Origin of the sequence: Sinimarinibacterium thermocellulolyticum (assembly GCF_040327995.1) — a bacterium.
Lineage (GTDB): Bacteria > Pseudomonadota > Gammaproteobacteria > Nevskiales > Nevskiaceae > Solimonas > Solimonas thermocellulolyticum.
The window spans coordinates 64,244-88,363 of record NZ_JBEPIJ010000013.1 but is presented as its reverse complement, the minus strand read 5'-3'; the positions used below and the strand labels follow the sequence as shown (position 1 = coordinate 88,363).

23 protein-coding genes are annotated in these 24,120 nt (G+C 66.2%); 6 read left to right on the top strand and 17 right to left on the bottom strand.

All coding sequences use genetic code 11. The annotated features are described in order from the left end of the window. Positions 1–10 precede the first annotated feature (10 nt). From soxZ to ABSH63_RS11860, 6 genes are all read right to left on the bottom strand, one after another. Positions 11–325 (bottom strand): thiosulfate oxidation carrier complex protein SoxZ, encoded by a 315-nt coding sequence (soxZ, locus tag ABSH63_RS11885; RefSeq protein WP_352890023.1) that lies wholly within the window; start codon positions 323–325, stop codon positions 11–13. A gap of 27 nt (positions 326–352) precedes the next feature. Then, positions 353–814 (bottom strand): thiosulfate oxidation carrier protein SoxY, encoded by a 462-nt coding sequence (gene soxY / locus ABSH63_RS11880; protein WP_352890021.1) that lies wholly within the window; start codon positions 812–814, stop codon positions 353–355. 99 nt (positions 815–913) lie between these two features. Then, positions 914–1,891, bottom strand: a complete 978-nt coding sequence (locus tag ABSH63_RS11875) for a c-type cytochrome (RefSeq protein ID WP_352890019.1) — start codon at positions 1,889–1,891, stop codon at positions 914–916. Continuing rightward, the gene (gene soxC / locus ABSH63_RS11870; protein ID WP_352890017.1) at positions 1,878–3,167 is read right to left on the bottom strand and encodes a sulfite dehydrogenase; all 1,290 of its coding nucleotides are present in this window, start codon (positions 3,165–3,167) and stop codon (positions 1,878–1,880) included. The genes ABSH63_RS11875 and soxC overlap by 14 nt, the downstream gene beginning before the upstream one ends. A gap of 243 nt (positions 3,168–3,410) precedes the next feature. Then, on the bottom strand, positions 3,411–3,836 hold the full coding sequence (locus ABSH63_RS11865) for a DUF6691 family protein (protein WP_352890015.1): 426 nt from the start codon (positions 3,834–3,836) through the stop codon (positions 3,411–3,413). Between the two features lie 74 nt (positions 3,837–3,910). Beyond that, entirely contained in the window at positions 3,911–4,375 is a 465-nt protein-coding gene (locus tag ABSH63_RS11860; protein ID WP_352890014.1) for a YeeE/YedE family protein, read from the bottom strand. Positions 4,376–4,466: 91 nt separating this feature from the next. Between ABSH63_RS11860 and ABSH63_RS11855 the strand changes: the two genes are divergently transcribed. Then, positions 4,467–4,784, top strand: coding sequence for a metal-sensing transcriptional repressor (locus ABSH63_RS11855; protein WP_352890013.1), 318 nt, complete (start codon positions 4,467–4,469; stop codon positions 4,782–4,784). Between the two features lie 112 nt (positions 4,785–4,896). Here ABSH63_RS11855 and ABSH63_RS11850 read toward each other — a convergent pair whose 3' ends face one another. Next, positions 4,897–5,388: a hypothetical protein gene (locus tag ABSH63_RS11850; protein ID WP_352890011.1), complete on the bottom strand. Its 492-nt coding sequence runs from the start codon at positions 5,386–5,388 to the stop codon at positions 4,897–4,899. Between the two features lie 86 nt (positions 5,389–5,474). Here ABSH63_RS11850 and ABSH63_RS11845 point away from each other — a divergent pair, with 86 nt between their 5' ends. Genes ABSH63_RS11845 through ABSH63_RS11835 form a run of 3 tightly spaced genes read left to right on the top strand, consistent with a single transcriptional unit; the run spans position 5,475 to position 7,848 of the window. Next, positions 5,475–5,837 carry a PepSY domain-containing protein gene (locus ABSH63_RS11845; RefSeq protein WP_352890010.1) on the top strand — a complete coding sequence of 121 codons (363 nt, stop codon included), beginning with the start codon at positions 5,475–5,477 and terminating at the stop codon, positions 5,835–5,837. Next, on the top strand, positions 5,834–6,505 hold the full coding sequence (locus ABSH63_RS11840) for a response regulator transcription factor (protein ID WP_352890009.1): 672 nt from the start codon (positions 5,834–5,836) through the stop codon (positions 6,503–6,505). Before ABSH63_RS11845 ends, ABSH63_RS11840 begins: the two co-directional genes overlap by 4 nt. Continuing rightward, positions 6,502–7,848: a sensor histidine kinase gene (locus ABSH63_RS11835; RefSeq protein ID WP_352890007.1), complete on the top strand. Its 1,347-nt coding sequence runs from the start codon at positions 6,502–6,504 to the stop codon at positions 7,846–7,848. The genes ABSH63_RS11840 and ABSH63_RS11835 overlap by 4 nt, the downstream gene beginning before the upstream one ends. A 31-nt stretch (positions 7,849–7,879) precedes the next feature. Here the strand turns inward: ABSH63_RS11835 and ABSH63_RS11830 are convergent, their stop codons facing one another. From ABSH63_RS11830 to ABSH63_RS11810, 5 genes are all read right to left on the bottom strand, one after another. Then, positions 7,880–8,935, bottom strand: a complete 1,056-nt coding sequence (locus ABSH63_RS11830; RefSeq protein WP_352890006.1) for a WD40/YVTN/BNR-like repeat-containing protein — start codon at positions 8,933–8,935, stop codon at positions 7,880–7,882. Next, complete coding sequence (locus tag ABSH63_RS11825) at positions 8,892–11,390, bottom strand: DUF1302 domain-containing protein (protein WP_352890005.1); 2,499 nt, start codon at positions 11,388–11,390, stop codon at positions 8,892–8,894. Before ABSH63_RS11825 ends, ABSH63_RS11830 begins: the two co-directional genes overlap by 44 nt. 77 nt (positions 11,391–11,467) lie before the next feature. After that, positions 11,468–12,841, bottom strand: coding sequence for a DUF1329 domain-containing protein (locus tag ABSH63_RS11820; RefSeq protein WP_352890004.1), 1,374 nt, complete (start codon positions 12,839–12,841; stop codon positions 11,468–11,470). 50 nt (positions 12,842–12,891) lie between these two features. Beyond that, the gene (locus tag ABSH63_RS11815; RefSeq protein ID WP_352890002.1) at positions 12,892–15,501 is read right to left on the bottom strand and encodes an efflux RND transporter permease subunit; all 2,610 of its coding nucleotides are present in this window, start codon (positions 15,499–15,501) and stop codon (positions 12,892–12,894) included. Between the two features lie 56 nt (positions 15,502–15,557). Continuing rightward, a complete protein-coding gene (locus ABSH63_RS11810; RefSeq protein ID WP_352890000.1) occupies positions 15,558–16,979 on the bottom strand; it encodes a fatty acid desaturase in 1,422 nt (473 codons plus the stop codon). Positions 16,980–17,101: 122 nt separating this feature from the next. Here ABSH63_RS11810 and ABSH63_RS11805 point away from each other — a divergent pair, with 122 nt between their 5' ends. Next, on the top strand, positions 17,102–18,220 hold the full coding sequence (locus tag ABSH63_RS11805) for an AraC family transcriptional regulator (RefSeq protein ID WP_352889998.1): 1,119 nt from the start codon (positions 17,102–17,104) through the stop codon (positions 18,218–18,220). On the opposite strand, the gene ABSH63_RS11800 is transcribed toward ABSH63_RS11805, so the two are convergent. Beyond that, positions 18,157–19,350, bottom strand: coding sequence for an acyl-CoA dehydrogenase family protein (locus tag ABSH63_RS11800; RefSeq protein ID WP_352889996.1), 1,194 nt, complete (start codon positions 19,348–19,350; stop codon positions 18,157–18,159). The two genes, ABSH63_RS11805 and ABSH63_RS11800, sit on opposite strands and share 64 nt — an antisense overlap. Beyond that, positions 19,347–20,480 carry an acyl-CoA dehydrogenase family protein gene (locus tag ABSH63_RS11795; RefSeq protein ID WP_352889994.1) on the bottom strand — a complete coding sequence of 378 codons (1,134 nt, stop codon included), beginning with the start codon at positions 20,478–20,480 and terminating at the stop codon, positions 19,347–19,349. The genes ABSH63_RS11800 and ABSH63_RS11795 overlap by 4 nt, the downstream gene beginning before the upstream one ends. Before the next feature lie 630 nt (positions 20,481–21,110). Between ABSH63_RS11795 and ABSH63_RS11790 the strand changes: the two genes are divergently transcribed. Beyond that, positions 21,111–21,476, top strand: coding sequence for a type I restriction-modification enzyme R subunit C-terminal domain-containing protein (locus ABSH63_RS11790; RefSeq protein WP_352889992.1), 366 nt, complete (start codon positions 21,111–21,113; stop codon positions 21,474–21,476). Between the two features lie 84 nt (positions 21,477–21,560). On the opposite strand, the gene ABSH63_RS11785 is transcribed toward ABSH63_RS11790, so the two are convergent. Genes ABSH63_RS11785 through ABSH63_RS11775 form a run of 3 tightly spaced genes read right to left on the bottom strand, consistent with a single transcriptional unit; the run spans position 21,561 to position 24,098 of the window. Continuing rightward, positions 21,561–22,019 carry an acyl-CoA thioesterase gene (locus tag ABSH63_RS11785; protein WP_352889990.1) on the bottom strand — a complete coding sequence of 153 codons (459 nt, stop codon included), beginning with the start codon at positions 22,017–22,019 and terminating at the stop codon, positions 21,561–21,563. A gap of 46 nt (positions 22,020–22,065) precedes the next feature. Next, positions 22,066–22,947, bottom strand: a complete 882-nt coding sequence (locus ABSH63_RS11780; RefSeq protein WP_352889988.1) for an SDR family oxidoreductase — start codon at positions 22,945–22,947, stop codon at positions 22,066–22,068. Positions 22,948–22,949: 2 nt separating this feature from the next. Beyond that, positions 22,950–24,098, bottom strand: a complete 1,149-nt coding sequence (locus tag ABSH63_RS11775) for an acetyl-CoA C-acetyltransferase (RefSeq protein ID WP_352889986.1) — start codon at positions 24,096–24,098, stop codon at positions 22,950–22,952. Positions 24,099–24,120: the final 22 nt, after the last annotated feature.

The window sequence follows — 24,120 nt, the reverse complement described above, 5'->3', positions numbered from 1 at the left end:
CGTGTGCGCATCAGCCGCTGATCGGCACCGAGTCGGTGCGCGTCTGACCGAGGTTGTCGACCCAGGTGACCGACAGCGTCTGTCCCGGAGCCGCCCCGGAAAAACGGAATGCCAGGTAGGGGTTCTTGGATACCGCCGGCCCCCAGTCCGCGGAGAGGACGACACGATCGGCGCAGCGCACTTCCACCTTCTCGATGTAGTGCGCCGGGACGGTCGTACCGTCTGCGCCCTTGCGCTGGCCGGTCTCCATCGGATGAGCCATCAGAATCTTCACATCGACCTTGCCGGCCGCATGCGTCGCGCGGATGCGCATCGGATCTGCCATCGTGATGCTCCTGTGTAGATATCCGACTCAGCCGCCACAGCCGCCGAGCGTGACCTTCACCGTCTTGCGGGCCAGATAGCTGCCCTCGTCGGTCTGCACCAAGGCGATGATCGCGCTGGTTTCCGCCACCTTGACGCGAGTGGCGACCTGCGGATCGGTACCCTCGGGAATCTCGAAGCGCGCCGACAGGACGCTGGGGTTCTTCTCCACCATGATCGCGATCGCCCGGGTGTTGGGCAGGCGGCTCTCGACGACCACCGGCACCACCGCGCCGTTCTCGGCAATCTCCGGCGTCTGCAGATCGATCAGCTCGGAGGGCTGCGCGCCGGTCGCACCCAGTGCCGCCAGCGCCTCGTCCGGCGACGGCGCACGAAATGCCGCGGCGTTGCGTGCCGCAAACGCGGTCAGGGGCTGCAGCACGGTCGCGGCACACAGGCCGGCGAAGAAGCGGCCGGCGGAAATGAGAACGTGTCGTCGGGTCGATGTCATGCGTGGACTACTCCTCGGTGTGGTTGGACGATGGCTGGGGCGACGCCCATGCGACGCGACGACCATGCCGCATCGTCTGCCGGTCGTGGCGGTGAACCCTCAGTGCCCCGGCGCATCATCGGAGGCTCCAGAAAGGATCCAGCGCACCAGCGCCTCGCGATCCGCCGGCGGCACATGGGCCTGCGGCGGCATGGGCACTGCTCCCCAGGCCCCCACGGTGCCCTCGGCGAGCTTGCGCACCAGCTCGGCCTCGGCCGCGGCCGCCGTTCGATACTTTTCATACACCGCGCGAAAACCCGGGCCGACGATGGCCTGCTCGATGCCGTGACAGGCCGTGCACGCGTACTGTCGCGCCAACGCCGCCCCCGACACGCTCGCCTCGGCGGGGGCCGGCGCCGCGACCTTGATCGGCCGGCCGTAGTGACGGAAATGCGTGGAGATGTCGCCGTAGAGCTGTTCGACGAACCCATCGGGCAGTCGTGAGGTGATTTCGACTTCTGCCTCGCAGTTCTTCATGCACGCGCGGTTGCGCACGTCGGGTTTGCCGTCGACCGTGGCCATGCCGTGGTCGGTGGTGTACCCGTCGCGATTGGGCATCTGCACCTTGGGCAAGCTGTCCTGGTCGAGGCGCGCGTCGGCCGGCAGGATGTCGTTCAGATGCAGGACGTAGGCGACGATCGCGTAGGTCTCGTCCACGCCAAGGGACTTGGGCGCGGCAAACGGCATGGCGCGGTAGACGTAGTCCCACAGGGTGGTGGCGTAGTTGAGTTTGCTACCGACGGTGCGCACCGGCGCGTCCGTACCCAGCGAACCGACGCCGCCGGCGATCGCCATGTATTCGGTGCTCTCGCCGAACACGCCGTGGCAGCTCGCACATTTGTCGTCATAGAGCACTTGCCCCTCGGCCACGGTGCCGGACCCGCGCGGCAGCCCCTGACCGTCCGGACGCACGTCGATGTCCCATGCGGCGATCTCGTCCACGGTCGCCGGGCGGCCGAGCTGCCCAGCGGATGCGGCCCCGCTGGCGGCACAGCAGAGCATTGCAAACAGCACGCGCGCCAGATCAGACCTGGACATTGTGTACCCGCCCCTGGGCATCCACCTGCCAGGTCTGGATCGCGTTGTTGTGGTAGATCGAACGCGTGCCCCGCACTTCACGAAGCTGGCGGATCTTGGGCTGGACGTAGCCGGTTTCGTCGACGGCGCGGCTCTGCAGTAGGGCGGGTTCCCCGGTCCAGTGCCAGTCCAGACGGAATCGCGTCAGGGCCTTGGGCAGGATGGGCTCTTGTAACTCGGCGATACGCCAGTTGCGCCCGCCATCGACCGAGACGTCCACGCGCCGGATCCGTCCACGCCCCGACCACGCCAAACCGGTGATCGGGTAGCGACCACGGTCGAGCAAGCGTTGGCCGCCGGACGGTGAGGTGATGACCGACTTGCATTCCTGGATCCAGGTGAACTGGCGGCTCATGCCGTCGGGCATCAAATCGCTGTAATGCAGGGTCTCCTCGCGCGTATGCCAGGGTTGATCGCCAACTTCGATGCGCCGCAGCCATTTGACACTGGACACGCCCTGCACCCCGGGAACCACCAGACGCAGGGGGTAGCCTTGTTCCGGGCGCAGCATCTCGCCGTTTTGGCCGTAGGCGACGAGGACGTCGTCGAGCGCCATCTCGATCGGAACGGTTCGGGTCAGGCTGGCGCCATCGGCACCTTCGGCGAGGATGAAGCGCGCGCGCTTGCGGTCGAAGCCGACGTCGTCGAGCAGCGTCGACAACAACACGCCCGTCCACTCGGCGCATGACAGCATGCCGTGCGTGTACTGCACCGTGGGTACTGCGACATTGCCCCATTCCATCGCCGTGTTGGCGCCGCACTCGATGAAATGAATGCGCGATACCGAAGGCAGGCGCAGCAAATCATCCATGCTGTAGATCTTGGGCTGGCGCACCAGGCCGTTGATCATCAGGCGATGCTGATGGGGGTCGATGTCGGGACGGCCGGCGTGATTGCGCTCGAAATGCAGCCCGTTGGGGGTGATGATCCCGAACAGGTTCTGCAGCGGCGTGAAGGCCACCGAAGAATGTTCGGTGGTCGTCAGCCCCGGCGAGATACGACGCACCGTATCGGCCTCGAACGGTGATGGACGCCCGTAGGGGTCGGCGCCGACCGGCTTGCCCAAGGTTTTCGACCACACGGGCACATCCAAAGCCTGCGCCGTCGCGGTGCCGCCGAGCGCAGCGCCGCCGGCGAACAACCACTTGAGCGCCCGACGGCGCCCCGGCGAGGGAAGCTGCAAGTGCCCCTCCGGCGCCAGTTCGATGCGTCCGAACGCTTGCTTCTCCTGCGTCATCTCTCCTCCGTGCGCAGGCCCGAGTCGCAAACGATCATACCAAGCCCCGCAGGGTATTTGACAAGTGCTGCGATGCACACCGCGCGCATGCCGCGGCCGACGTCGCGACGCAGAGCTCAGCGCATCAACCGATGGCTTGGTGGATTTGCCTGCGCACGCCGTCGCCGACGCGCCTCGTGGCGCGTCTGGACCGACGATGCATAGATTTGCGCGGCGCGACGATCGCATCGCGCCAGGCGAGGATCAGCCGGCGCGCCGCCCCAGACTCAGATCGTGCAGCCACATGCCCGCGATCATGGCGGCGACGATGGCCAGACTCGACAGGCTCAGCGTGGCCAGCGACGTCAGCGCCGGCCCCGGACAGTAGCCGCTCAGACCCCAGCCGATGCCAAACATGGCGGCGCCCGCGATCAGACGAGCGTCGAGGTCCGTGCGCGTGGGGAAGTGCAGCGGACCGCCGAGCAGCGAGCGCCCTTGGCGCTGCAGCAGACGGTAGGCCGGCATCACTACCAGCAGGGCGGCCCCCATAACGAGGATCAGCGACGGATCCCATTGACCGGCGAGGTCGAGAAAATTGAGCACCTTGTTGGGATCGGTCATCTGCGCAATGGAAAGTCCCAGACCGAACAAGACGCCCGCGACGGCGGCCACGATATCTTCACGGCGCATCACACAATCCTCCGATTTCCGATTGCGGATCCATACGCGCGCAGCGCGAGCCACGCCCCGCTACTCGAGCGTGCTCACAGCAGGTGCCTGGCGACGAACACGGTGGCGATGCCCGTCGACATGAACACTGCGGTGGCGACCAGCGAGCGCATCGACCCGCGCGACAGCCCGCAGATACCGTGCCCGGACGTGCAGCCGCTCCCCATGCGGGTGCCGAAACCGACCAGACCGGCGCCGATCAAGACCGGCAGCCACGCATCCGCCGCGCCCGATGGCGGACGGACCGGCCCAACGAAGGCCGCGTAAACGAGTCCCCCGACGACCAGTCCGATCAGGAATGCCCAGCGCCAGTGGCCGCCTTCGGCGGGCTTGGGCCCCAGGGCGCCCGCGGCGATACCGCTGATGCCGGCGACGCGGCCCGTGCCCGCGGCCAGGACGACGACGGCAAGGCCAATGAGCAAGCCGCCCAGGATGGCAGCACCGGGGGTGAACGGAGTTGCGGTCATCGCTCGGTATCGATTCGGTTGACGTGGCTGCACGCGCCACAGGTGATATTCTGCCGCGGCCTGCCGCGACCTGCGCAGGGAGCGTCACGGACATCAGTATACCCCCGCCTGTATCGGAATCGGAATGAGGATGCGCGTCGTGCCGACCAAAGCCACTGCCGAAACCCACCCGCCGCAACACTCCGCCGAGTCCAAGCAGGCCCTGATCGCCCGGCTCAAGCGCATCGAAGGACAATTGCGCGGCATACAGGCCATGATCGACCGTGACGAAGGCTGCGAGCGGGTACTGCAACAGATGGCGGCCGCGCGCAGGGCCCTGGAACGCGCGTTCTATGCCACGGTCGCCTGCGCCTACGAGTTCGAAGCCTGTGCGGAAAGCGCCAACGAGCGGCTCTTGCGCAAGGTGCATGCCGTGTCCGACCTGCTGGTCAAGTACGGCTGAGTCTGCCAACGTGACGGACACCCAGGCGGCCGGAGAGGGTCCGGCGCGTGCAGGTTCCGGCTTGCGCAGGGGGGATGAGCGCCCCGGCGGCCTGGGCAGGGGCGCGGAAGGCTCACGGCATGAAGTCGCGCAGATCGCCGTCGGCTTCGAGGCCCAGCACGCGCAGACTCTGCGGATCGACCGTCATCTCGACTTCGCGCCGATCCGCATCGCGCAGCTCGATCTCCACCAGACCATCGTCCGCCGCGAGCTGTTCGGGCGTCCCCGGATGCTGCGCTTGCAGCCAGCCGAGCACCCGGCGCATGGCGTCGATGTCGATTGCATCATCGTCGGCAGGCTCGGTGCGCTCGGTGCGCTCGCGCAACAGACTGCCGTCGGCGTCGAAGTGCAGATGCAGTTCACGCCCGTCGGCGGTGATTCCCTCGACTTCAACACGGCCGCGGCGGTCGATCTCGACCTCCTCGATCCGGCGTATGCCGTGCTGCGCCGCGGCATCCAGTGCGGCGCCGAATCTCTGGTAGGCCGCGGGTGAGTCCACGGCGGCCAGCGCAGCGGCGGGCAGTGTCGTGGCGCTCAGCAGGAGCATCGGTCGAATGGGCAACATGGGCGGGACTCCGGTGTGGGTGAAGGTGACGCCATTGTCCCGAGCGCAGTCATCGCCAGCATGAACGTCGGGTTCACGATCCGTTCATGCACCGCTGCCGCATGCTCGATCACATGATCCGCCCTTCGCCCCGCCCACCGCTGCTCGCCACTTGCGCTGGAGCCCTGCTGCTGCCGCTGGCCGCCGGCGGCGACGGCGACCACGATCGGCTCCGATCGGCGCTGGCGCGCGACGAGCTGGTGTCGATGCGCTCGATCTTCGATTGGATCACGCAGCGCTACGACGGCCGCATCGTGGAAGTGGAACTCGAAGACGACGACGGCTTGCTGGTCTATGAAGTCGATCTTTTGACCGCCGAGGGCCAGAAGATCGAGTTCGAGTTCGATGCCCGCGACGGCGCCTTGATCGCGGTCAAGGGACGCGCGATTCCGACGCCGCGCGCGCCATGAGGGTCCTGGTCGCGGAGGACGATCGCCGCCTCGCCGAGGGCATCGCCGCGGTGCTGCGTGACACCGGCTTTCGCGTCGATCTAGCACACGCTGGGGACCAGGCCGACTTCCTCGTGCGTACCGAGGCCTACGACGCCGTCGTACTCGACCTGGGCTTGCCGATGCGCGACGGCCTGTCGCTGCTGCGCGACTGGCGCGACGATGACCTGCGCGTACCGGTCCTGATCCTGACCGCGCGCGCACGCTGGCCCGACAAGGCCGCCGGTTTTGCCGCCGGTGCCGACGATTACGTCACCAAGCCGTTCGAGCCGCTGGAGATCGTGCTGCGCGTGCGCGCGCTGATCCGGCGCAGCCGCGGCGAGGCGAATCCGGTGATTCAGGTCGGTCGCGCCAGCCTCGACACCCACGCCGGCCGTCTGGTGGTCGACGGCGAACCGGTGACGCTGACCGCCCAGGAGTATCGGCTCATCGCCTACCTGTTCCATGCGCGCGACCGCGTCGTCTCGCGCACCGAGCTGGTCGAACATCTCTACGAGCGAGACCGCGATCCCGACTCGAACGTGATCGACGTACTGCTGAGCCGCATCCGCAAACGCATCGGCACAGATCTAATTGAGACGGTGCGCGGGCGGGGATTCCGTCTGCGCGACCCACAGCGTGACGCGTGAAAGCCTCGACCACCCTGCGATTGACGCTGGCGGCGATCCTCGCCTTGCTAGTGCTGCTACCGGCCGCCGGCTGGTTGATCAACGACGCTTTCGAACGCTCGGCGCTCGCCAGTTTCGACGAACGCCTGCGCGCGCACGTCGAAGCCCTCGCCGGGCGCACCGGGTTGGCCGCCGACGGCCGCATCCGTGTCGATCCAGCGCTGGGCGAGCTGCGCTTTACGCGGGTGTTCTCGGGTTGGTACTGGCAGGTGGCCTATCGCGGCGAGGTCGTCGCCACGTCGCGCTCGCTGTGGGACAGCAGCTTGCCGATCACGACCCCCGGCAACGCGGCTTTCGGCACATTGAGCTTGCAAGGCCCGCGCGGTGAACGCCTGCGCGCCTGCGTGCTAAGGATGCAGACGGCGGGACTGGACGACGAGCTGCTGCTCACTGTCACCGCCCCCATGGCCGAGGTCGAGCTCGAAACCGCCGCATTCCGCCGTCTGTTGATCGGTGCTCTGGGTGCGCTCGGTCTGATGCTGGCCGTAGGATTCGCACTGCAGATCCACTGGGGGCTCGCGCCGTTACGGCGCATGGCACAGACGCTGCGCACCGTGCGCAGCGGGCACGCGCAACGGCTCGATACCGATCTACCAAGCGACCTCGCCCAGATCGCGCTGACGATGAACGAGGTGCTCGATCACCATGATGCCATGATCCAGCGGGCGCGCACCTCGGCCGGCAATCTCGCCCACGCCCTCAAGACCCCCCTTGCCAACCTGCGGCTGGAAGCCGAGCGCGCGAGCCCGGACGGCGCGGCGCTCAAAGCCGATCTGCAGCGCATCGAAACCTTGGTGGAGCACCATCTCACCCGCGCCGGCGCCGCGGGCAAGGCCGCCGCCGGCCGGCGCACCGCGGTGCGCACGGCGATCGAGCCGGTGCTCGATGCGGTGCGCGGCATCTATCGCGGTCGCGGCATCGAGATAGATGCGCGATTCGACGCCGACGCCGAGGTGCGCGTCGACGCCCAGGATCTCCAGGAGCTGGTCGGCAATCTGCTCGACAATGCCGCGAAATGGGCCGCCCGGCGCGTGGAGTTACATTGCCAGCGCAGCGAGCATATGCTGCGGCTGTCCATCGACGACGACGGTCCCGGCATTCCGGCCGAACGCCTCGACGATGCGCTGCGGCGCGGGGTGCAGCTCGACGAACAGCGCCCCGGCGCCGGCCTGGGTCTGGCGATCGTGCGCGACATCGCCGCGCTCTACGACCTTCGCCTCGAACTCGGTCCGCGTCCCGGCACCGGCTTGCGTGCCCAGCTCTGGTTGCCACTCGCAGACCACCCAAATCGAAACCGCCCATGACCGGACCGTTGACGCGGTCCGGCGCAAGCGGTCAGTCCGGTTCTACGGCCCAGCGGCGGACCCCGGCGTCGCCCACCGTGATGAGCTCGCCGTTGTCGAGCACGACGACGTCGGAGAAGGCACTTGCCTCGATCGAGCGTGCTGGAACGAAGCCGTTGGACAGAGGCCGCAGTGACAGGGTGCGGACGTCGCCGTCGGCCGTGACCACGATCGCGGATGCATTGAAGCCAACGAGGATGAAGCCAGCACCGTGCTCGGCGATGCCGAACACCGAGTGCAGTGACCCCGTCTCGATGCGCGTCCAGCCGTCGGCGGCCACGTCGAGGGACCAAAAGCTGTTGCCGCGTAGGCCGCCGACGATGGCGCCGTGCGCCCCGTAGGGCTGCACGGCGAACAGCGAGCCCTCGTACGGCAACGCGCCGAGCATCCAACTCCGTCCCTCGTCCGCAGACACGCCGATCAGACCCAGCTCACCAACGATGAGCAGCCGGCCATCCGCAAGACGTGCAATCGCGTTTAGATGTTTGCCTTCCTCGGTGAGCGCGTTGTCGACCGCCTGCCACGTCTCGCCGCCATCTTCGCTGGTCAGAAACGTACCGTAAGCCCCGAGCGCGAAACCCCGCTGCGCATCGAGAAACATCACGTCGAGCAAGGGAACGCTTGTCGGATCGAAGCGGTGCATACGCCACGTCTCACCACCGTCCGTCGTCTTGAGCACGATTCCGTCATGACCGACGGCCCAGCCGGTTTGCGCATCCAAGAACGTGACGGCCGTAAGCAAACTACTCACCGGCGAAGCGACCTGGCGCCAGTGCTCGCCCGAATCGTCCGACAGCAGAATGTGTCCGCGCGAACCCACCGCGACCAAGCGCCGAGCTCCGGCGCGAGTGATCGCGGTCAACAGACTCTCGGCGGCGCGCGGTGCGATTACCGCCGGCTCAGGGGCGGGTGAAGCCGTGGCCACGGCGTGCGCGCCGATACTGGAGCTCAACAGCAGCACGGACGCGAACCAACGCAGAAGAGGCGTGACCACGAGCCGGTTCTCAGAACTGGTACTTAAAGAAAAAGCCGAGGTTGTCACGGTCACGGTAGACATTGTTGGAACCGGCGCCCCAAAAGGCGTTGTACGCGATCGTGAAGGAGAACGCTTTTTCATAGCGCGTCTCCAGCAGGAAGTTGAGCTGTTTGCGCCCCTCGACGAAGTTGGGCGCCGGCCCTGGCGCATTACCGTTGAGATCGTGAAAGAAGATAAACAGCGGCTGCACGCTGATCCCGGGCAGGACCGACTCGTAACTGATGCGTCCGACGATACGATAGCCCCACGAAAATGGATCGGCGAACGCGGAGCGCGGCGCCTGGAATGGATTGAAGCGGACACCGTCGGGACCGATGCTGCAGGCGGGATTGGTCGAGCAGGCGAGGCGCGAGCCGTCGGCGCCGCTACCATCGGCGCCCGCGCTCGCGTGCGTCGTCGCAAACGCCGGCCCTTCGATCTGCAGCTCGTCGAAGTCGGGCAGGTCGAGCACGTGGGTGGCCGCGAATTCGTAGAGCAGGATGACCTGATCGGCGCCAATCCAGTTCTCCGAAGCGCCGAGCACACGAGTCGCGCCCAGGTTGTACTGCAAGACGTTTCCGGGAATCCAGCCCTGGATGTAGCTGTTGGGCGGATTCTCGCCGACCATACCGCCCCGGTACGGGATGATGAAATTGGGAAACGAGCGCGCCGAACCGGGCGCCCCGCCGACCAGGAGATTGATCGTGTCGGGATAGGGATTGTTGCCCTCGGCATCGACGAAATCGTTGGCATCGTAGATTACGTAGTTGCCCGCCTCGTCGAAGCCCAGCCCCGCACTCGCGCCGGCGCACCCGATGGCCGGATCGTGACAGCGCGTCAGGGTCGGCCCGAAGGCGGCGAACGCCAGATCGACCACGGCGACCTGCAAAGGCAGGTTCGGTCGGTAGGCGATTTCGCCCTGGAACGAGTACTCGCCGTAACTGGTCGTGAAGTCGACGCCGTAGAGTTGCCGGTCCTCGGGATATTCAATCTGCAGACGCGCGGTATCGAACGGCACCGCATCCGACGCCGGTGCCCCCGGCACCGGCAGCAAGGCTTGGAGCAGGCCGAGCAAATCCGTGCCGAGCTCGGGCAAAACACCGGGTCGTTGCGCGATCAGCAGTGCCGCATCCGCCCCGAGATTGGCTTGCCCGCGCAGCGAGGTCTGGGTGATCGGCAGGTTCGGGCACGCTCGGAAGAACTCGGTGGTATTGCGCGCGTCGATGCCGAGCGCATTGCCCTCGCGTCGGGCACAGCTCGCGTCCGTGGAGAAGAAGCTGATGTACGGCAGCTTCGAGTGGTAGTTCATCGCGTAGAAGCCGAATTCGGTACCGTTGTTGAGCTCTTCGGCGTAGTACTTGAGCGATACCCCGAATTGCCCGCTGTCACGCGCCTCCCGGTCCGGATTGCGTAGCGCCGTCAGCGAGGTTGGCGTGATCGCGGTCAGGGGGTTGGCAAGACGCCCCCCGGCCAGCATTTCCGGATCCTCGGGGGAGCCGCCGAAATGCAAAGAGATGCGGTCACGCTGGTTGTCCGTACCGACATCGGCGAACGACATGAAACTGCCGGCGGTGGGGATCTCGATCGGCTGCCATTCGAACTGGTAGTAGGCTTCGAGCGTGCCCCCTTCGAAGATCTCGGTGCTCGCACGCGCCATCGCCACCGGCACGAACAACTCCTCGAGCAGACCGAAGCCCAGGCGATACAGCGAATTGGCATTGACCGGCTGTGCCTGGTTGAGGCTGTTGACCACGGCAACCGTGCTCTGCCCCCAGTTCACGGTCTGCCGACCGATGCGGAACGTCAGATCCTTCGTGCCGTCGGCGTACGGGATGCTGCCGAAGAAGTTCAGATCGAGTACGTCGTAGCGCAGACCGATCTCGCGCGCCTCACCGCGCTCGCGCTCGATTCGCGTGACTTCTCCGGGGCCGTAGACGCGGTCGAAGTAACGGTTGTCGACGCGATTCTGCCCCGTCGTTCCCACCCGATCGATGTTCTCGGAGGTCAGCAGATTGGGCTTGATCGTCTCGAAGTCGTGGTAGTTGACGTAGTCGTAGATGCCGATGCCGCGGAAGAACACGCCATAATTGCCGAACAGCAGGCGAAAATCCTGCGTGATCTTGAGCGGGGCCTGGATGATGTCGCCGCGACGGTAGTTGAGATTGCCGTCGTCGAAGTTGATGGAGGCCATACCCGGCGCATCGCGCAGACGCTCGGCCGGGAAGCTCTGCAGGCGGTACAGACCCTGACAGGACTGGAACGGGCCCGAACAGACGTTCGGGTCCAGATTGCTTTTGCCGATCAAGTCTGCGGCCGGGTCCTGCAAACGCCACGAGTAGCCGAAGGTGACCGAGTTGTTGAGGACGGCATTGAAGCGCGTATCCCGCCAATCGAAACCGAACTCGATCGCCGTGGCCGGCTGCATCGCCGTCGCGGCGACGGCGACGACCGCCGCGGCGATTCTTGCGCCAATAATCCTACGGTTCATTGAATTCTCCTCTCGCGCACCTACCGCCGAACTCGCGCCGGTCGCACAGGGCGACCGGTGCGCGTCACGCAACGGCGTCACTTCGAAGCGCGGTTCTGCACCGTGTTGGCTTCGAAGAAGTTGTTTGCGTAAGTCACCGTTGGATCATAGGGTTGATCCTCGTTGATCATCGCGGTGACGAAGTAGCGTCCGGAGTTGAAGTGATAGATCACCTCGGGGATCGTCGTGTGCACCTGCAGGTTCTGATAGCTCACGAGATGTCCTTCCTGGAACTGCATGAGCTTGCCCTGCTGGTCGTAATTGTCGACCATCACCGTATTCCAGGTGTCCTCGTCGATGTAGAAACGACGCAGCTTGAAGGTGTGTCGCAGCTCGGGGCGATTCTCGGCCTCGACTACCCACACACGCCGCAGCTCGTATCGCGGCAGATCGCTGTTGAGATGGTTCGGTCGCGCCATGTCGGCATACTTGACGCTGGGGCCGGCCAGCTTGTTGCCGTTGACGGGGATGTACATCTCCTTCTTGCCGACGAGCTTCCAGGTGAAGCGCTCGAACACGCCGTTGTACATGTCCACCTGGTCGTAGAACTGGTGCCCGTCGGTGCCCTCGTAGGGATTGTCACAGCACACCGCCGGCGCGCGGCGGATGCGCTTGAGCGCCGGCGCGTACAACCACGCGGCTCGGCCTTCCGGTCCAAAGCCGGCTTTTTCGTGCACCAGGATGTAGGTTCCGGCAATGCGCGGTGGCGCTACCGTCTCCGATAGATAGTTGATGAACGTCGTGCCGGGCTTGAGCTCCAGCGGCGGATTGCGCTTGAGACTGGCGTAGACGAACTCCACGTCCTCGACGATCTTGGTCAGCGTGAACTTGCCGTCCTGCTGCACGATCATCTGATTGTTGGAGCGTCGGATCGTCTCCCCGCGCCACTTCGCCCGATGATTCCACAGCGGTTCGGTTCCGGTCTTGGGGATCGGGAACGGAAAGCCGATATAAGCGCCCGAGGGGTTGTCGACGCCGTCCAGACTGGCGCGCGTCGCGTTCTTGATCGTCTCCTCGTAGATCCGCTCCGGAAAGCTCGCATGCCTGCGGCTCGGATAGACGTTGAGCTTGTACGTGTCGTAGCGCCGCAGCAGCTCTTTGTGGCCCTCACTGAGCTTGTCCGCGTACTGGGCGACGTTGGCCTGTGTGATGGTGAACAGGATCTTGTCGCCGTCGATGTCCGGATTGGACGGGAACATCGGCTTGATCTCGCCGCGCTGCGGTGCTGGTTGCCATTCCGGGATCGTTCCCTCGGCGTTGCCGGCGCGCTCAGCACCGATCGGTGTGAGCTTCTTGCCGAGTTGCGCGGCCTCCTCGGCGCTGACCTTTGCCCAAGCAGACCCGCCAGCCGCACCGATCGAAACGACCGTACCCACGGCGATGGCTCGCAATGCACTTTTCTTCGTGATCATGACGCTCCTCTCGATATGGCCCTGATGACTGACCGCGCGAATCGCTCAAGTCACCCCGTCACCACGGGCCCCATCTGGGCACGGTCATTGAGCACGACCGGCTCCTTGGGTGGCTTGAGCAAAAAGGTGGCGAAGGCCGGCAGCAGAACGGCTGCGGCGATCGCGTTGGCAAAGAACATCAACGTCAACAAAATGCCCATGTCGACCTGGAACTGAAGATTCGAGAACATCCAGGTGCACACGGTCGCACCGAGTGTCAGCGCGGTGAAGATGACTGCCTTGCCGGTCTGATGCAGCGTATTGGCATAGGCGGCCCGCAATGGCATGCCCTTGAGTAGCACGTTTTCTTCGAGCACGCTGTAGATGTAGATCCCGTAGTCGACACCGATGCCCGCGGCAAAGGCCGCCACGGCGAGATTGGAGAACTTCACGCCGATTTCCAGCCACACCATGACCGCATAGCTCACCACGTGGACCAGGGCCAGGGGCACGAGTACACAGACCAGCGCGGCGAAGCTGCGGAACGACAGTGCGACACAAGCACCGATGCCGATGAACAGCCAGAGCAGCACGGTGTACTCGGTCTGTTTGATCACGTCGTTGACCGCCGCCATGACCCCGACATTGCCGCTGGCGAGTTGGAAGGTCACGGGGCTGTCGTCCGCCTGCTGTGCCTTGAAGGCCTCGATGCTGTCGATGATCACGTCGATGGTCTCGGCCTTGTGATCCTCGGTGAAGATCAGTACCGGCATCGCGCTGCAGTCTTCGTTGAGCAGGCCCGTCGAACTCGGGAACGGCTGCACCGTCACGACCAGGGCGCCGCTCTCGCGAGGCAGTGTATTGAACTTGGGGTTCGACTCCATGAAGCTGTTGTAGACCTTGCGCTGCAGCGCTGGCAGCGAGAGGGTGGACTGCACGCCGGGCGTGTTCTCGATGTGCCACGAAAGCCGGTCCATTTCCGACAGGATCCGGTGATCGATACACCCGTCCGGCTTACCTTCGGCGATGACCTTGAGCACGTCCACACCGATGGAAAAATCGCGGACGATTCGGGCCGAGTCAAGGTTGTAGCGGGCATCCGGCCGCAGTTCGGGAACGCCGTCGTGCAGTTCACCGATCTTCAGGTCGCGCGCCACCCACTGCCCCGCGATCCACAGTCCGGCGCCCAGTAGAATCACTACTGCAGCGACCGGTCGGATCGTGATGGCGGACAGCGCATGCCAAATCGGCTTCAAGCGCTCGTCGCGACGATGCTGGTATTCGCGAAAGCGTCGCGGGTTTTTGAGCCTGGCAAACGAGAGCAGGCAGGGCAGCAAGACCTTCTTGCACAGTACGATCGCGACCAGGCCAAACATGGCATTGGCCGCCATCTCCTGGATGATGTCGATCGGAATCAGAAAGATCGTGCCAAAGCCGACGAAATTGGTCGCCAGCGCAGACAGACCCGGGATCACCAGTCGGCGATAGGTGGCCACCGCCGCGTCGAAGGCGTTCAGGCCGTTGTCTGCGGACTCGTTGAGCCAGAAGTTGGTGATCTGGATGCCGTGGGAAGTGCTGATGGCGAGCACGATGAACGGCATCAGGATCGCGAAGGGATCGAGGCCGAAGCCGAACAGGTGCATGAGGCCGAGCTCCCAAGTCACGGCCAGCAGACCGCAGACCGTCGGCATCAGAGCGACGAGTAGTGATCCGCAATACCACGCGAGCAACAGCCAGACCAAGAACGCGGTGATGCCAAAATACCCGAAGACTTCGAGCGCACTGTCGGCGATGTCACCGACGGCCTTGGTGAAGCCGATGATGTGGATGTCGATCTGCGGGTTGTAGTCGGGATTGGATCGCTCGATGACGTCGAGATCGGCGCCACGCACGCGCAGCGAGGCGCTGGCGGAGTCGGTGGGATCGAGCGGGATCTCGACGCTGCGCCACGCAAAGAACAGGTTACGCTCGTCGTGATAAGTGGTGCGAACGACCGAGCCGGCCGCGAAAGGCGCGACCGCTTCGCGCAAGCGGTATTCGTAAAGCGTGGGACTGGTGAAGCGCCGACGGATGTCCTCGAGGCGGTGCGCGGTCTTGACGTAGTCGAGCTTCTCGCCGGTGACCGGGTGACGCTCGAGCAACTCTGCGAACACCATGGCGCCGGTCTGGTCGTTGGCCACCAGCCGGCCGATGATGCCCGCTTTTTCGACGTTGGCGCGCACCCGCTCGAGCATTTCGCTCGTCGGCGTAAAGTCGGCGGGAACCACGTTGCCGCCGGCGAAACCACCCTCCACCACTTCGAGGTAACGAACGTCCGGCGTGAAGATCGAACTCACGCGTGCGCGATCGACGCCGGGTGTGAAGTACACAGCGTCGGTCAAGGCGCGCAGTGTCTGCATGAACGCCGCGTTGTAGATCGTGCCTTGCTTCTGCGTGAGAGCGACCAGCGTCGTATTCGCGCCACCGAATTCCCGTTCGTACTTTTTGTAGATCTGGATGTAGGGATGGTGCAGCGGGATCTGCTTTTCGAAGCCGGCGTCGATGCGTAGATGACTGGCGTGCCAGCCGAGCAGGAGCGTGATTGCAAAGAGCACGGACAAGGTGAACCAACGCCGCTTGAAGACCAAAGGCTCGGTCAGGCGAACGAAGGCCCGCGCAAATGCGCTTCGCGAATCGTGCATAGATCTCCCCGGCTAGGCTGGAGTCAACGGCTCCGATCCGTCTCCGATCGTTACGATCAGACCAAGGGCTCGGATTCGAGCGCAACGAAGTCGATCTTGTCACGAACGGCGCACTGCGGACACGACCAGTCCGGCGGCAGCGAGGACCAGGCGGTGCCGGCGGGATATCCCTCCTCGGGGCATCCCGTGCGTTCGTCGTAGACGAAGTCGCAATTCGGGCAGCGGTGGCGGTGCAGGGCAGGCGGCGCGGGCGGCGACGCCGAGCCACGCTCGGGCCTTGCCGCGCTGAGCACTGCCACGGACGCTTCGTCGCGGTTCATCCAGCGGCGCAGCAGTCGCCTGCGACGGGGCGGATGCAGATTGGCCCTGGTCAGATCACCGCCGTAGTGACGGACGACCCGGGGATCCATCAGGCGGAACCACAGTGGTGGGAAGTACGCGATCAAGATCATCGACGCGTATCCGGAAGGCAGCTGCGGTGCGTCGCCAAAGTCACGCAGGCTTTGATAGCGACGCGTGGGGTTGGCGTGGTGATCGGAGTGCCGCTGAAGCTGGTACAGGAGCAGATTGGTAACCACGTGATTGCTGTTCCACGAATGCCGTGGCTGGCAACGTTCGTATCGACCACTCGCGTCTTTGAGACGCAGCAGACCGTAGTGTTCCACATAATTGACCACCTCGAGCAAGCTGGCACCGTAAGCCGCCTGCAGGGAAAGAAACACCAGCACCCACGGACCCAACCACGCCGCCAAGGCGCCGAACAGGAGCGCCGTCATCGCGTAGGCTTGCAGAATCTCGTTGTGCAAGGACCACACCGGCTTGCCGTCGCGCCGCAGACGGGCGCTTTCGATGCGCCACGCCGAGCGAAAGCTGCCGATCACCGTACGCGGCAAGAACGCCCAGAACGTTTCCCCCATGCGTGCGCTCGCCGGATCCTCGGGCGTGGCGACGTGCTTGTGATGCCCCTTGTTGTGCTCGATGAAGAAGTGACCGTAAGCGACCGGCGCGAGTGTGAGCTTGGCCAGCCAGCGCTCGAGCCGGTTAGTCTTGTGGCCAAGCTCGTGGGCGGTGTTGATGCCCACGCCGTTGATGAGGCCCACCGTGACGAGCACTCCGATCCACTCCCACGCCGCGAGATCGCCGTTCACCGCGAGCCAGGCCCCGTAGACGGTCACGGCGTACTGCGATGGGATGTATGCGAACACGATGCGGCGGTAGTAGGCATCGGCTTCTAGCATCGGCACGGCACGCTCGGGGGGATTGACCGGATCGGCACCGATCAGCCAGTCGAGCAGGGGAACGACGCCGTAGAACACGACGGGCATCAGCCAGTACCAAGCCCCCTGAGCGCTCAGATGGCCGCCGACCAGCGCCGTCAGCGCCAGCAATGGCAGCGCGGGGCTCAGCAGCCACCAGTAACGTTTGCGGTCGATCCACACCGCATCGGGTGATGTCCGCGAACCGAGCACGGTGTCCATCGTCAGTCTCCTGCGCACGTACCTTCGTCTGCACCATGGCCATATTGCAAGCGCCGGGGCAGCGATGGCCTGTCATGAGCGGACACCGACCTGTTACGATGCGACAGCCTCACAGGAGCACCATGCCGCGACCACCCGCACGCGGGGGCACGCCGCTTCGGGTCCCCGCCCGCTACTACTTGAGACTGGCCGAGGTCTTGCCGCGCCAAGGCGTCGATCTGCGCGCCTGCCTGCGCGACCTGGGCTTGTCCGAATCCGAACTGCAGCAGCCCGACGCGAGCATCCCCTTCGCGCAGGTGGACGAGCTGATCAACCATCTGCTCGACGCCGGCGCCCGCTCCGACACCGCCTTCGAGCTCGGCCAGCTGCTGTCGGTGAGCACGCACAGCATCGTCGGCTTCGGCATGCTCAGTTGCCCGACGCTCGAGGACGCGCTGCGCTTCGTCGCGCGCTACTTTCGTCTGGTGATGCCGAGCTTCCGCCTGCGGTACACCATCGATACCGGTCGTAGCGAGCTGCTGTTCACGCCGGTGATCGGCATGAGCCGCGCGTGTCTCGACTTTCATCTCGAAGCGATCGCCATCGCCGCGCTGCGCGACATCGACGATCTGACGGGCGGACATCGCCCACGGTCCCGGCTCACGCTGTCGATGCCCGAGCCTGCGCACCTGTGCCGCTATCGGGCGCTGCGCGACGTGGAGTGTCACTTCGATGCAAACGCCAGTCCGCAGGTGCGATTGACGCTGTTCGGCCATCTGCGAACGCTGCCGTTGCGGCTGTCCGATCCCAACGCGCTGCAAGTGGCGGAGGAGCGCTGCCGCTCGCTCGCGCGACAGGTCACGCGGGTGGGGCGCTTTTCCGACTGGGTGATGATGACGATACGCGAGATGGGCGACGGCGTGCCAACGCTGCAAGAGCTGTCGAAGATGCTGAACCTGACCACGCGCACGCTCAACCGCTATCTCGAACGCGAAGGCACCTGCTACCGCGAACTCTTGGCCCGGGTCCGCTTCGAACTCGCCTGCGAGCGCCTGGCTGCCGGTCAGATGAGCGTGACGGAGATCGCCTACTCGCTAGGCTTTCACGACTCCGCCAACTTCGCCCGCGCCTTTCGCGCCAAGGCCGGCTGCACGCCGAGCGCGTATCGGCAACGCTATGGCATCGGCGCTGCCGACGCTCAGCCCGCCGGTCGCGGCTCGCGCGGCATGCCAAGGCCGCGCTCGGCGATCAAGTTGAGCTGAATCTCGTTGGTGCCGGCGTAGATCGTGTCGGCGCGCGAGAAGAAGGCCATTTGCTGTAATGGGCGCACCGCCGGGTCGTCGGAGATCACGCTGCCCTCGGCGCCGAGCACGTCCATGGCCAGCTCACCCAAGTCGCGGTGCCAGTTGGACCAGTAGTATTTGTAGATCAGCGCCTCGCGGCGCAGACCGAGGGGGTTGCCGTCGGAAGGCGCCAGCATGCGCAGGGCGTTATAGCGCATCACCCGCAGCCCGCACCAGGCGTGCGCGATGCGCGCACGGATCGCCGGATCGCGCGCTCGGCCGTTGCGCCGGGCGGCCTCGATGATCAATGCGAGTTCGTGGGCAAAGCGCATCTGCTGGCCGAGCGTCGAAACCCCGCGCTCGACGTCGAGCAGTCCCATGGCCACCTTCCAGCCCTCGCCTGGCGCGCCGACGATATGGTCGGCCTGCGCCAGCGCGCCGTCGAAGTACACCTCGTTGAACTCGGCGCCGCCGCCGAGCTGCCGGATCGGCCGGATCTCGATGCCCGGCTGATCCAGCGGCAAGAGCAGAAAGCTCAGGCCCTTGTTGCCCTTGCTGCCGGGCTCGGAACGCGCGAGCACGAAGATCCAGTCGGACTCGTGCGCGAGCGAGGTCCAGATCTTCTGGCCCTGCACGCACCATGAGCCATCGGCCTGCTGCCAGCAGCGCGTCTGCACGTTGGCGAGATCCGATCCGGCGCCGGGCTCGGAATAGCCCTGTGCCCAGAACTCCCGTCCGGCGACGATCTCGGGCAGAAAGCGCCGCTGCTGCGCCGGCGTGCCGAACTGGATCAGCGTCGGGCCGATCAGGCCCTCACCGATGTGGCCCATGCGCCCGGGTCCGCCGGCGCGCGCGTATTCCTCGTGGAAGATCACCTGCTGCTCGATCGACAGGCCGCGGCCGCCGAATTCGCGCGGCCAGCCCACGCAGGTCCAGCCGCCGGCGGCGAGTTCCTGCTCCCAGCGTTTACGCAGCGCCGGCTCGTACTCCTCGTCACCGGGGCCGCCACGGAATTTCAGCGCGGCGAACTCGCCGACCAGGTGCGTGCGCAGCCATTGCGCGACTTCGGCGCGAAAGGCCTCGTCGGCGGGGGTCGGATCGAGATTCATACGCCCTCCTCGAACACCGCGTCGGCCAGTTCGGCCGCGAGGTGCTCGGCCCTGCCGAACCAGTTCGCCGCCGCCAGCGCGCGCTTGAAGTAGAGCTGGGGATCGTATTCCCAGGTGAAGCCGACGCCACCGTGGAGCTGGATCGCCTCCTGGGCGCAGTAGAACGCGGCATCCACCGCGATCAGGCGCGCCATGGTGCAGTCCATGGCCAGCGCGCGCGTCGGCACGCGCGCATCGGCGGCAGCGGCGGCGGCGCCGTAGACCGCGGAGCGCAGGGCCTCGATTTTCACCATCATCTGCGCACAGCGGTGCTTGACCGCCTGGAACGCGGCGATCGGGCGGCCGAACTGCCGGCGCTGCGCCGTGTACGCCACGGTCAGATCCAGGCACTGCTGCGCGCAACCGAGCTGCTCGGCGGCAAGATACAGGCGCAGCAAGGCCGCGGCGCGCGGCAACCCCTTGGCGATGCGCGCAGCATCGTCGATGCGCCGTGCGGGAACGCCGTCGCAATGCACGCGCGCAAAGCGCCGCGTGCGATCGAAGGTCGGCAGCGCGGCGATCTCCACGCCCGGCGCACCGCGCTCCACCGCGAACAGGCCGAACCCGCCTTCGGTCTTGGCGAGCAACAGCAGCACATCCGCGCTCGCACCGTCCGCCACCTGCGCGACCATGCCGTCGAGACGCACGCGAGCGCCATCGACGTGCGCGCCGAGCGCCCGCACCTCGCTCGCGGCGGCATCGAACGCACCGTACAACGGTACGCCCAGCGTGCAGGCGCCGGCGGCGATTCTCGGCAACCACTGTGCGCGCGCGGCGTCGGTGCCGATCGCGTCGATCAGCGTCGCGGCAACGCACACCGTGCTGAAGAACGGCGCACACAAGAGCCGCCGCCCCGCCTGCTCCTGGATCAGCACCAGCTCCACCGGGCCGAGCCCGAGCCCGCCGTAGCGCTCGTCGATGGCCAGCGCACACCAGCCCAACTCCTCGGCGATGCGCCGCCACACCATGGGCTCGTAACCGAGCTCACCCGCCATCGCCCGCCGCACGGCGGCGGAATCGCTGACGTCGCCGAGAAAACGCTCGGCGGCGTCGCGGATCATGAGCTGATCGTCGGTGAGCGCGAGTCGCATGCGCAAAAAGGCCGGGGGAGATTTCCGCATTATCCGCAGCCCCGAGGCGCTCGGGCTTCACCCGTTGAGACGATCGCCGGCGCAGACTCGGCGCCGGCACCGCACCGGCCCGTGCGCCACCACGCCGGGCACCATGAGGCCCCCGCGAACACGGCACGACCTGCGCGCATGATCACCGGCGACTGAAGTGCCGCACCCATCGGCTGCGTTTCACGTGGACGTCGGTGTGGGACTCGGTACGACTGCCCACCGCGACGAAGGGACGCCTGCTGGAGTCGTTCGTGCTGGGCGTGCCGTCGTACCGGCAGCGGTTCCTGCCCGATACCAGCGCGGTCTCGCGGGAGCGGTCTACCGACTGGCGCGTGGCTGCGGTGCGCTGGAGGAGCAACTGCGCGAGCCGTTCAAGCAGATCTCGATCCAGGAGCGACGTCCCATTCTGGTCCGCAAAAGGTTAGGAATTACCTTTCGAAGACCGGACGGGCGATGGGCGCGAGTTCGCACTTTCCGGCTTCGTCGTCGGCGCGGATCAAACCCCGTTCATTGCGAAAGTGCGGGCGTTCCTTGGCGAGCACCTGGATCACGTCGCCGTGGCCAAGCTGCACACGAACCGGCCGCTCACGCGGACCGATCTTGCGGAGCTCAAGCCTGCTGGCGGATAGCGGGGCGGCTGAGCCGCGAGACATCCAGCAGGCGGCCGAGGATGCCCAAGGTTTGGGGCTATTGGTGCGCTCCCTCGTCGGCATGGACCGGGCGGCAGCCAAACAAGTCTTGGCGCAGTTCATCGATGGCAGGACGCTGAGCGCCAATCAACTCGAATTCGTGAACCTGATCGTCGATCACCTGACCGGGCACGGCGTGGTGGACGCGACGAGGCTCTACGAATCGCCGTTCACCGATCTCACGCCCCAAGGGCCTGATGCGCTCTTCGGGGCGGCGGATCTGGAGGAACTGCTGCGCACGCTCGACGCCGTGCGCACGACGGCGCGGGCGGCGTGAGGTCACGGGTCGGCGCCGCGGATCGGGATCGGCGCGTCGCCGGGCACCGGTCACGGGGATGCTCCGCCACCGAGTGCCGCGGCCTCATCCGCCCAGAGCATGCGCGCGATACTCGCCCAGTGCGGCGCGCTCGGCGTCATCGAGCTCGACCGCGCGGCGGGTCCTTGCATCGACGCGCGCGAACACAGTGACGACGGTGGCCGCACAGCGCTCGCCGTGGAAGATGCCGAGCCCGAGCGTGAATGAGCGCCGGCCGATGTCCAGCACACGCACACCGATGCGCAGCTCGGCCGGATAGTGCAGCTCCTGCCGGTAGTCGATTTGTAGACGCACGACGACGCTCTGGCGCGCGGCGTCTGGCCGCCACAGGCCGATGTGACGCAAAAAGGCCGCACGCCCGCTCTCGGCATAGGTGGCGTAGGCCTTGTTGTTGACATGCCCGATCAGGTCGAGATCGGCAAAGCGCACGTGCTCGGGCACCCAGAACCGATAGGCCGCCGGATCGCTTCCGGCGCTCACCGGCGCCGCGGCGTCCTCGCTCATGCGCGAAGCACGGCCTGCGCCGCGCACGACCACCGCCGCGCGCTGCTCACGTGCCGTACACCTTCTGCGCCGGCGGGGCTTCCTTGATCAGTGCGTCGATCACGTCGGTGAGCTCGGCCGGCTGCCAGCGCGCGCCCTTGTCGCGCACCGGGCCGGTGCGCCAGCCGGTGGCAATCGAGACTTTTCCGCCTTCGACTTCGAACACGCGCCCGGTGACGTGCGCGGACAGCGGGCTGCAGAGCCACACCACCAGCGGCGCCACGTTCTCCGGCGCGTAGTGGTCGAAAGCCAGCGGATCGTCCGGCTTTTTCATCATCGCGCCGAACACCGGCTCGGTCATGCCGGTGCGCGCGGCCGGCGCCAGCGCGTTGACGGTAATGCCGTAGCGGCGCAGTTCGGCGGCCTGCACCAGGGTCAGCGTGGCGATGCCGCCCTTGGCCGCGGCGTAGTTGCTCTGACCCACCGAGCCTTGCAGGCCGGCGCCGGAGCTGGTGTTGATGATGCGCGCATCGACCGTCTGCCCGGCCTTGGACTGGTCGCGCCAGCGGCGCACCAGATGGCTGGCGATGCAGAAATGGCCCTTGAGGTGGACCTTGATGACCAGATCCCAATCCTCCTCGGTCATCGACGCGAACATGCGGTCGCGCACGATGCCGGCGTTGTTGACCACGCCGTGCACGTCACCGAAGGCGTCGACGGCGGCCTGGACGATGCGCGCGGCGCCGTCCATGGTGGTGATGTCGTCGGCGCTGACGATGGCTCGTCCACCGGCCTTGCGAATCTCCCCGACGACCGCCTCGGCGGCATCGGCCTTGATGTCGTTGACGACCACGCCCGCGCCCTCGGCGGCCAGCGCCAGCGCATAGGCACGGCCCAGGCCGGCGCCGGCGCCAGTGATGATGATGCTGCGGTCGCTGCAAATCCCCATGCTCAGAGCCTCTCGATGATGGTGACGTTGGCGACGCCGCCGCCTTCGCACATGGTCTGCAGACCGTAGCGGCCGCGCGTGCGCTCCAGCTCGTGCAAGAGCGTGGTCATCAGCTTGACGCCGGTGGCGCCGAGCGGATGGGCGAGCGCGATCGCGCCGCCGTTGACGTTGGTCTTCTCGTGCGGATAGCCGGTTTCCTTGAGCCAGGCCATCGGCACCGGGGCGAAGGCTTCGTTGATCTCGACGAGGTCGATGTCCTCGAGCCGCATCCCGGCCTTCCTCATCGCGACCCGGGTCGCCGGGATCGGCGCGCTGAGCATCATGATGGGATCGTCGCTGTACACGCTCATGTGGTGGATGCGCGCGCGCGGCTTGAGCCCATAGCGCTTGAGCGCCCGCTCCGAGACGATGAGCATGGCCGCGGCGCCGTCGCCGGTCTGGCTCGACACCGCGGCGGTGATGGTGCCGCCGGGCGCGAGCGGTTCGAGTGCGGCCATCTGTTCGAGCGAGGTGTCGCGCACGGTCTCGTCGACCTTGAGCCCGGCGATCTCCACCAGCTCGCGATCGAAGCGGCCTTCGCGTTGCGCGCGGCGCGCGCGGCGGTGCGACTCCAATGCGAAAGCCTCCATGTCCTGGCGCGAGAGCTTCCAGTGATCGGCCATCATCTGCGCGCCATGGAACTGCGACACCGGCGCGTTGCCGAAGCGCTCCACCCAGCCCTTGGAGCCGGAGAACGGATCGGAAAAGCCGAGCGGCTTGGCGCAGACCATGGCCGAGCCGATCGGGATCTGCGTCATCGTCTGCACGCCACCGGCGACGATCACGTCCTGCGTGCCGGACATCACCGCCTGAGCGGCGAAATGCACCGCCTGCTGCGAAGAGCCGCACTGGCGGTCGATGGTCACACCGGGCACGTGCAGCGGCAGACCGGCGGCGAGCCAGCAGGTGCGCGCGATGTTGCCGGCGAGCGGCCCGATCGCGTCCAGACAGCCGAAGATCACGTCGTCGTAGTCCTCGGCGGGAATGGCATTGCGCGCGACCAGTGCCTTGAGCACGTGGGCGCCCAGATCGGCGCCGTGCAGGTGGGCGAGACTGCCCTTGCGCTTGCCGGTGGGCGTGCGCAGGGCATCGACGATGTAGGCTTCGGCCATTTTTTAGCTCCGTGAGACGTGA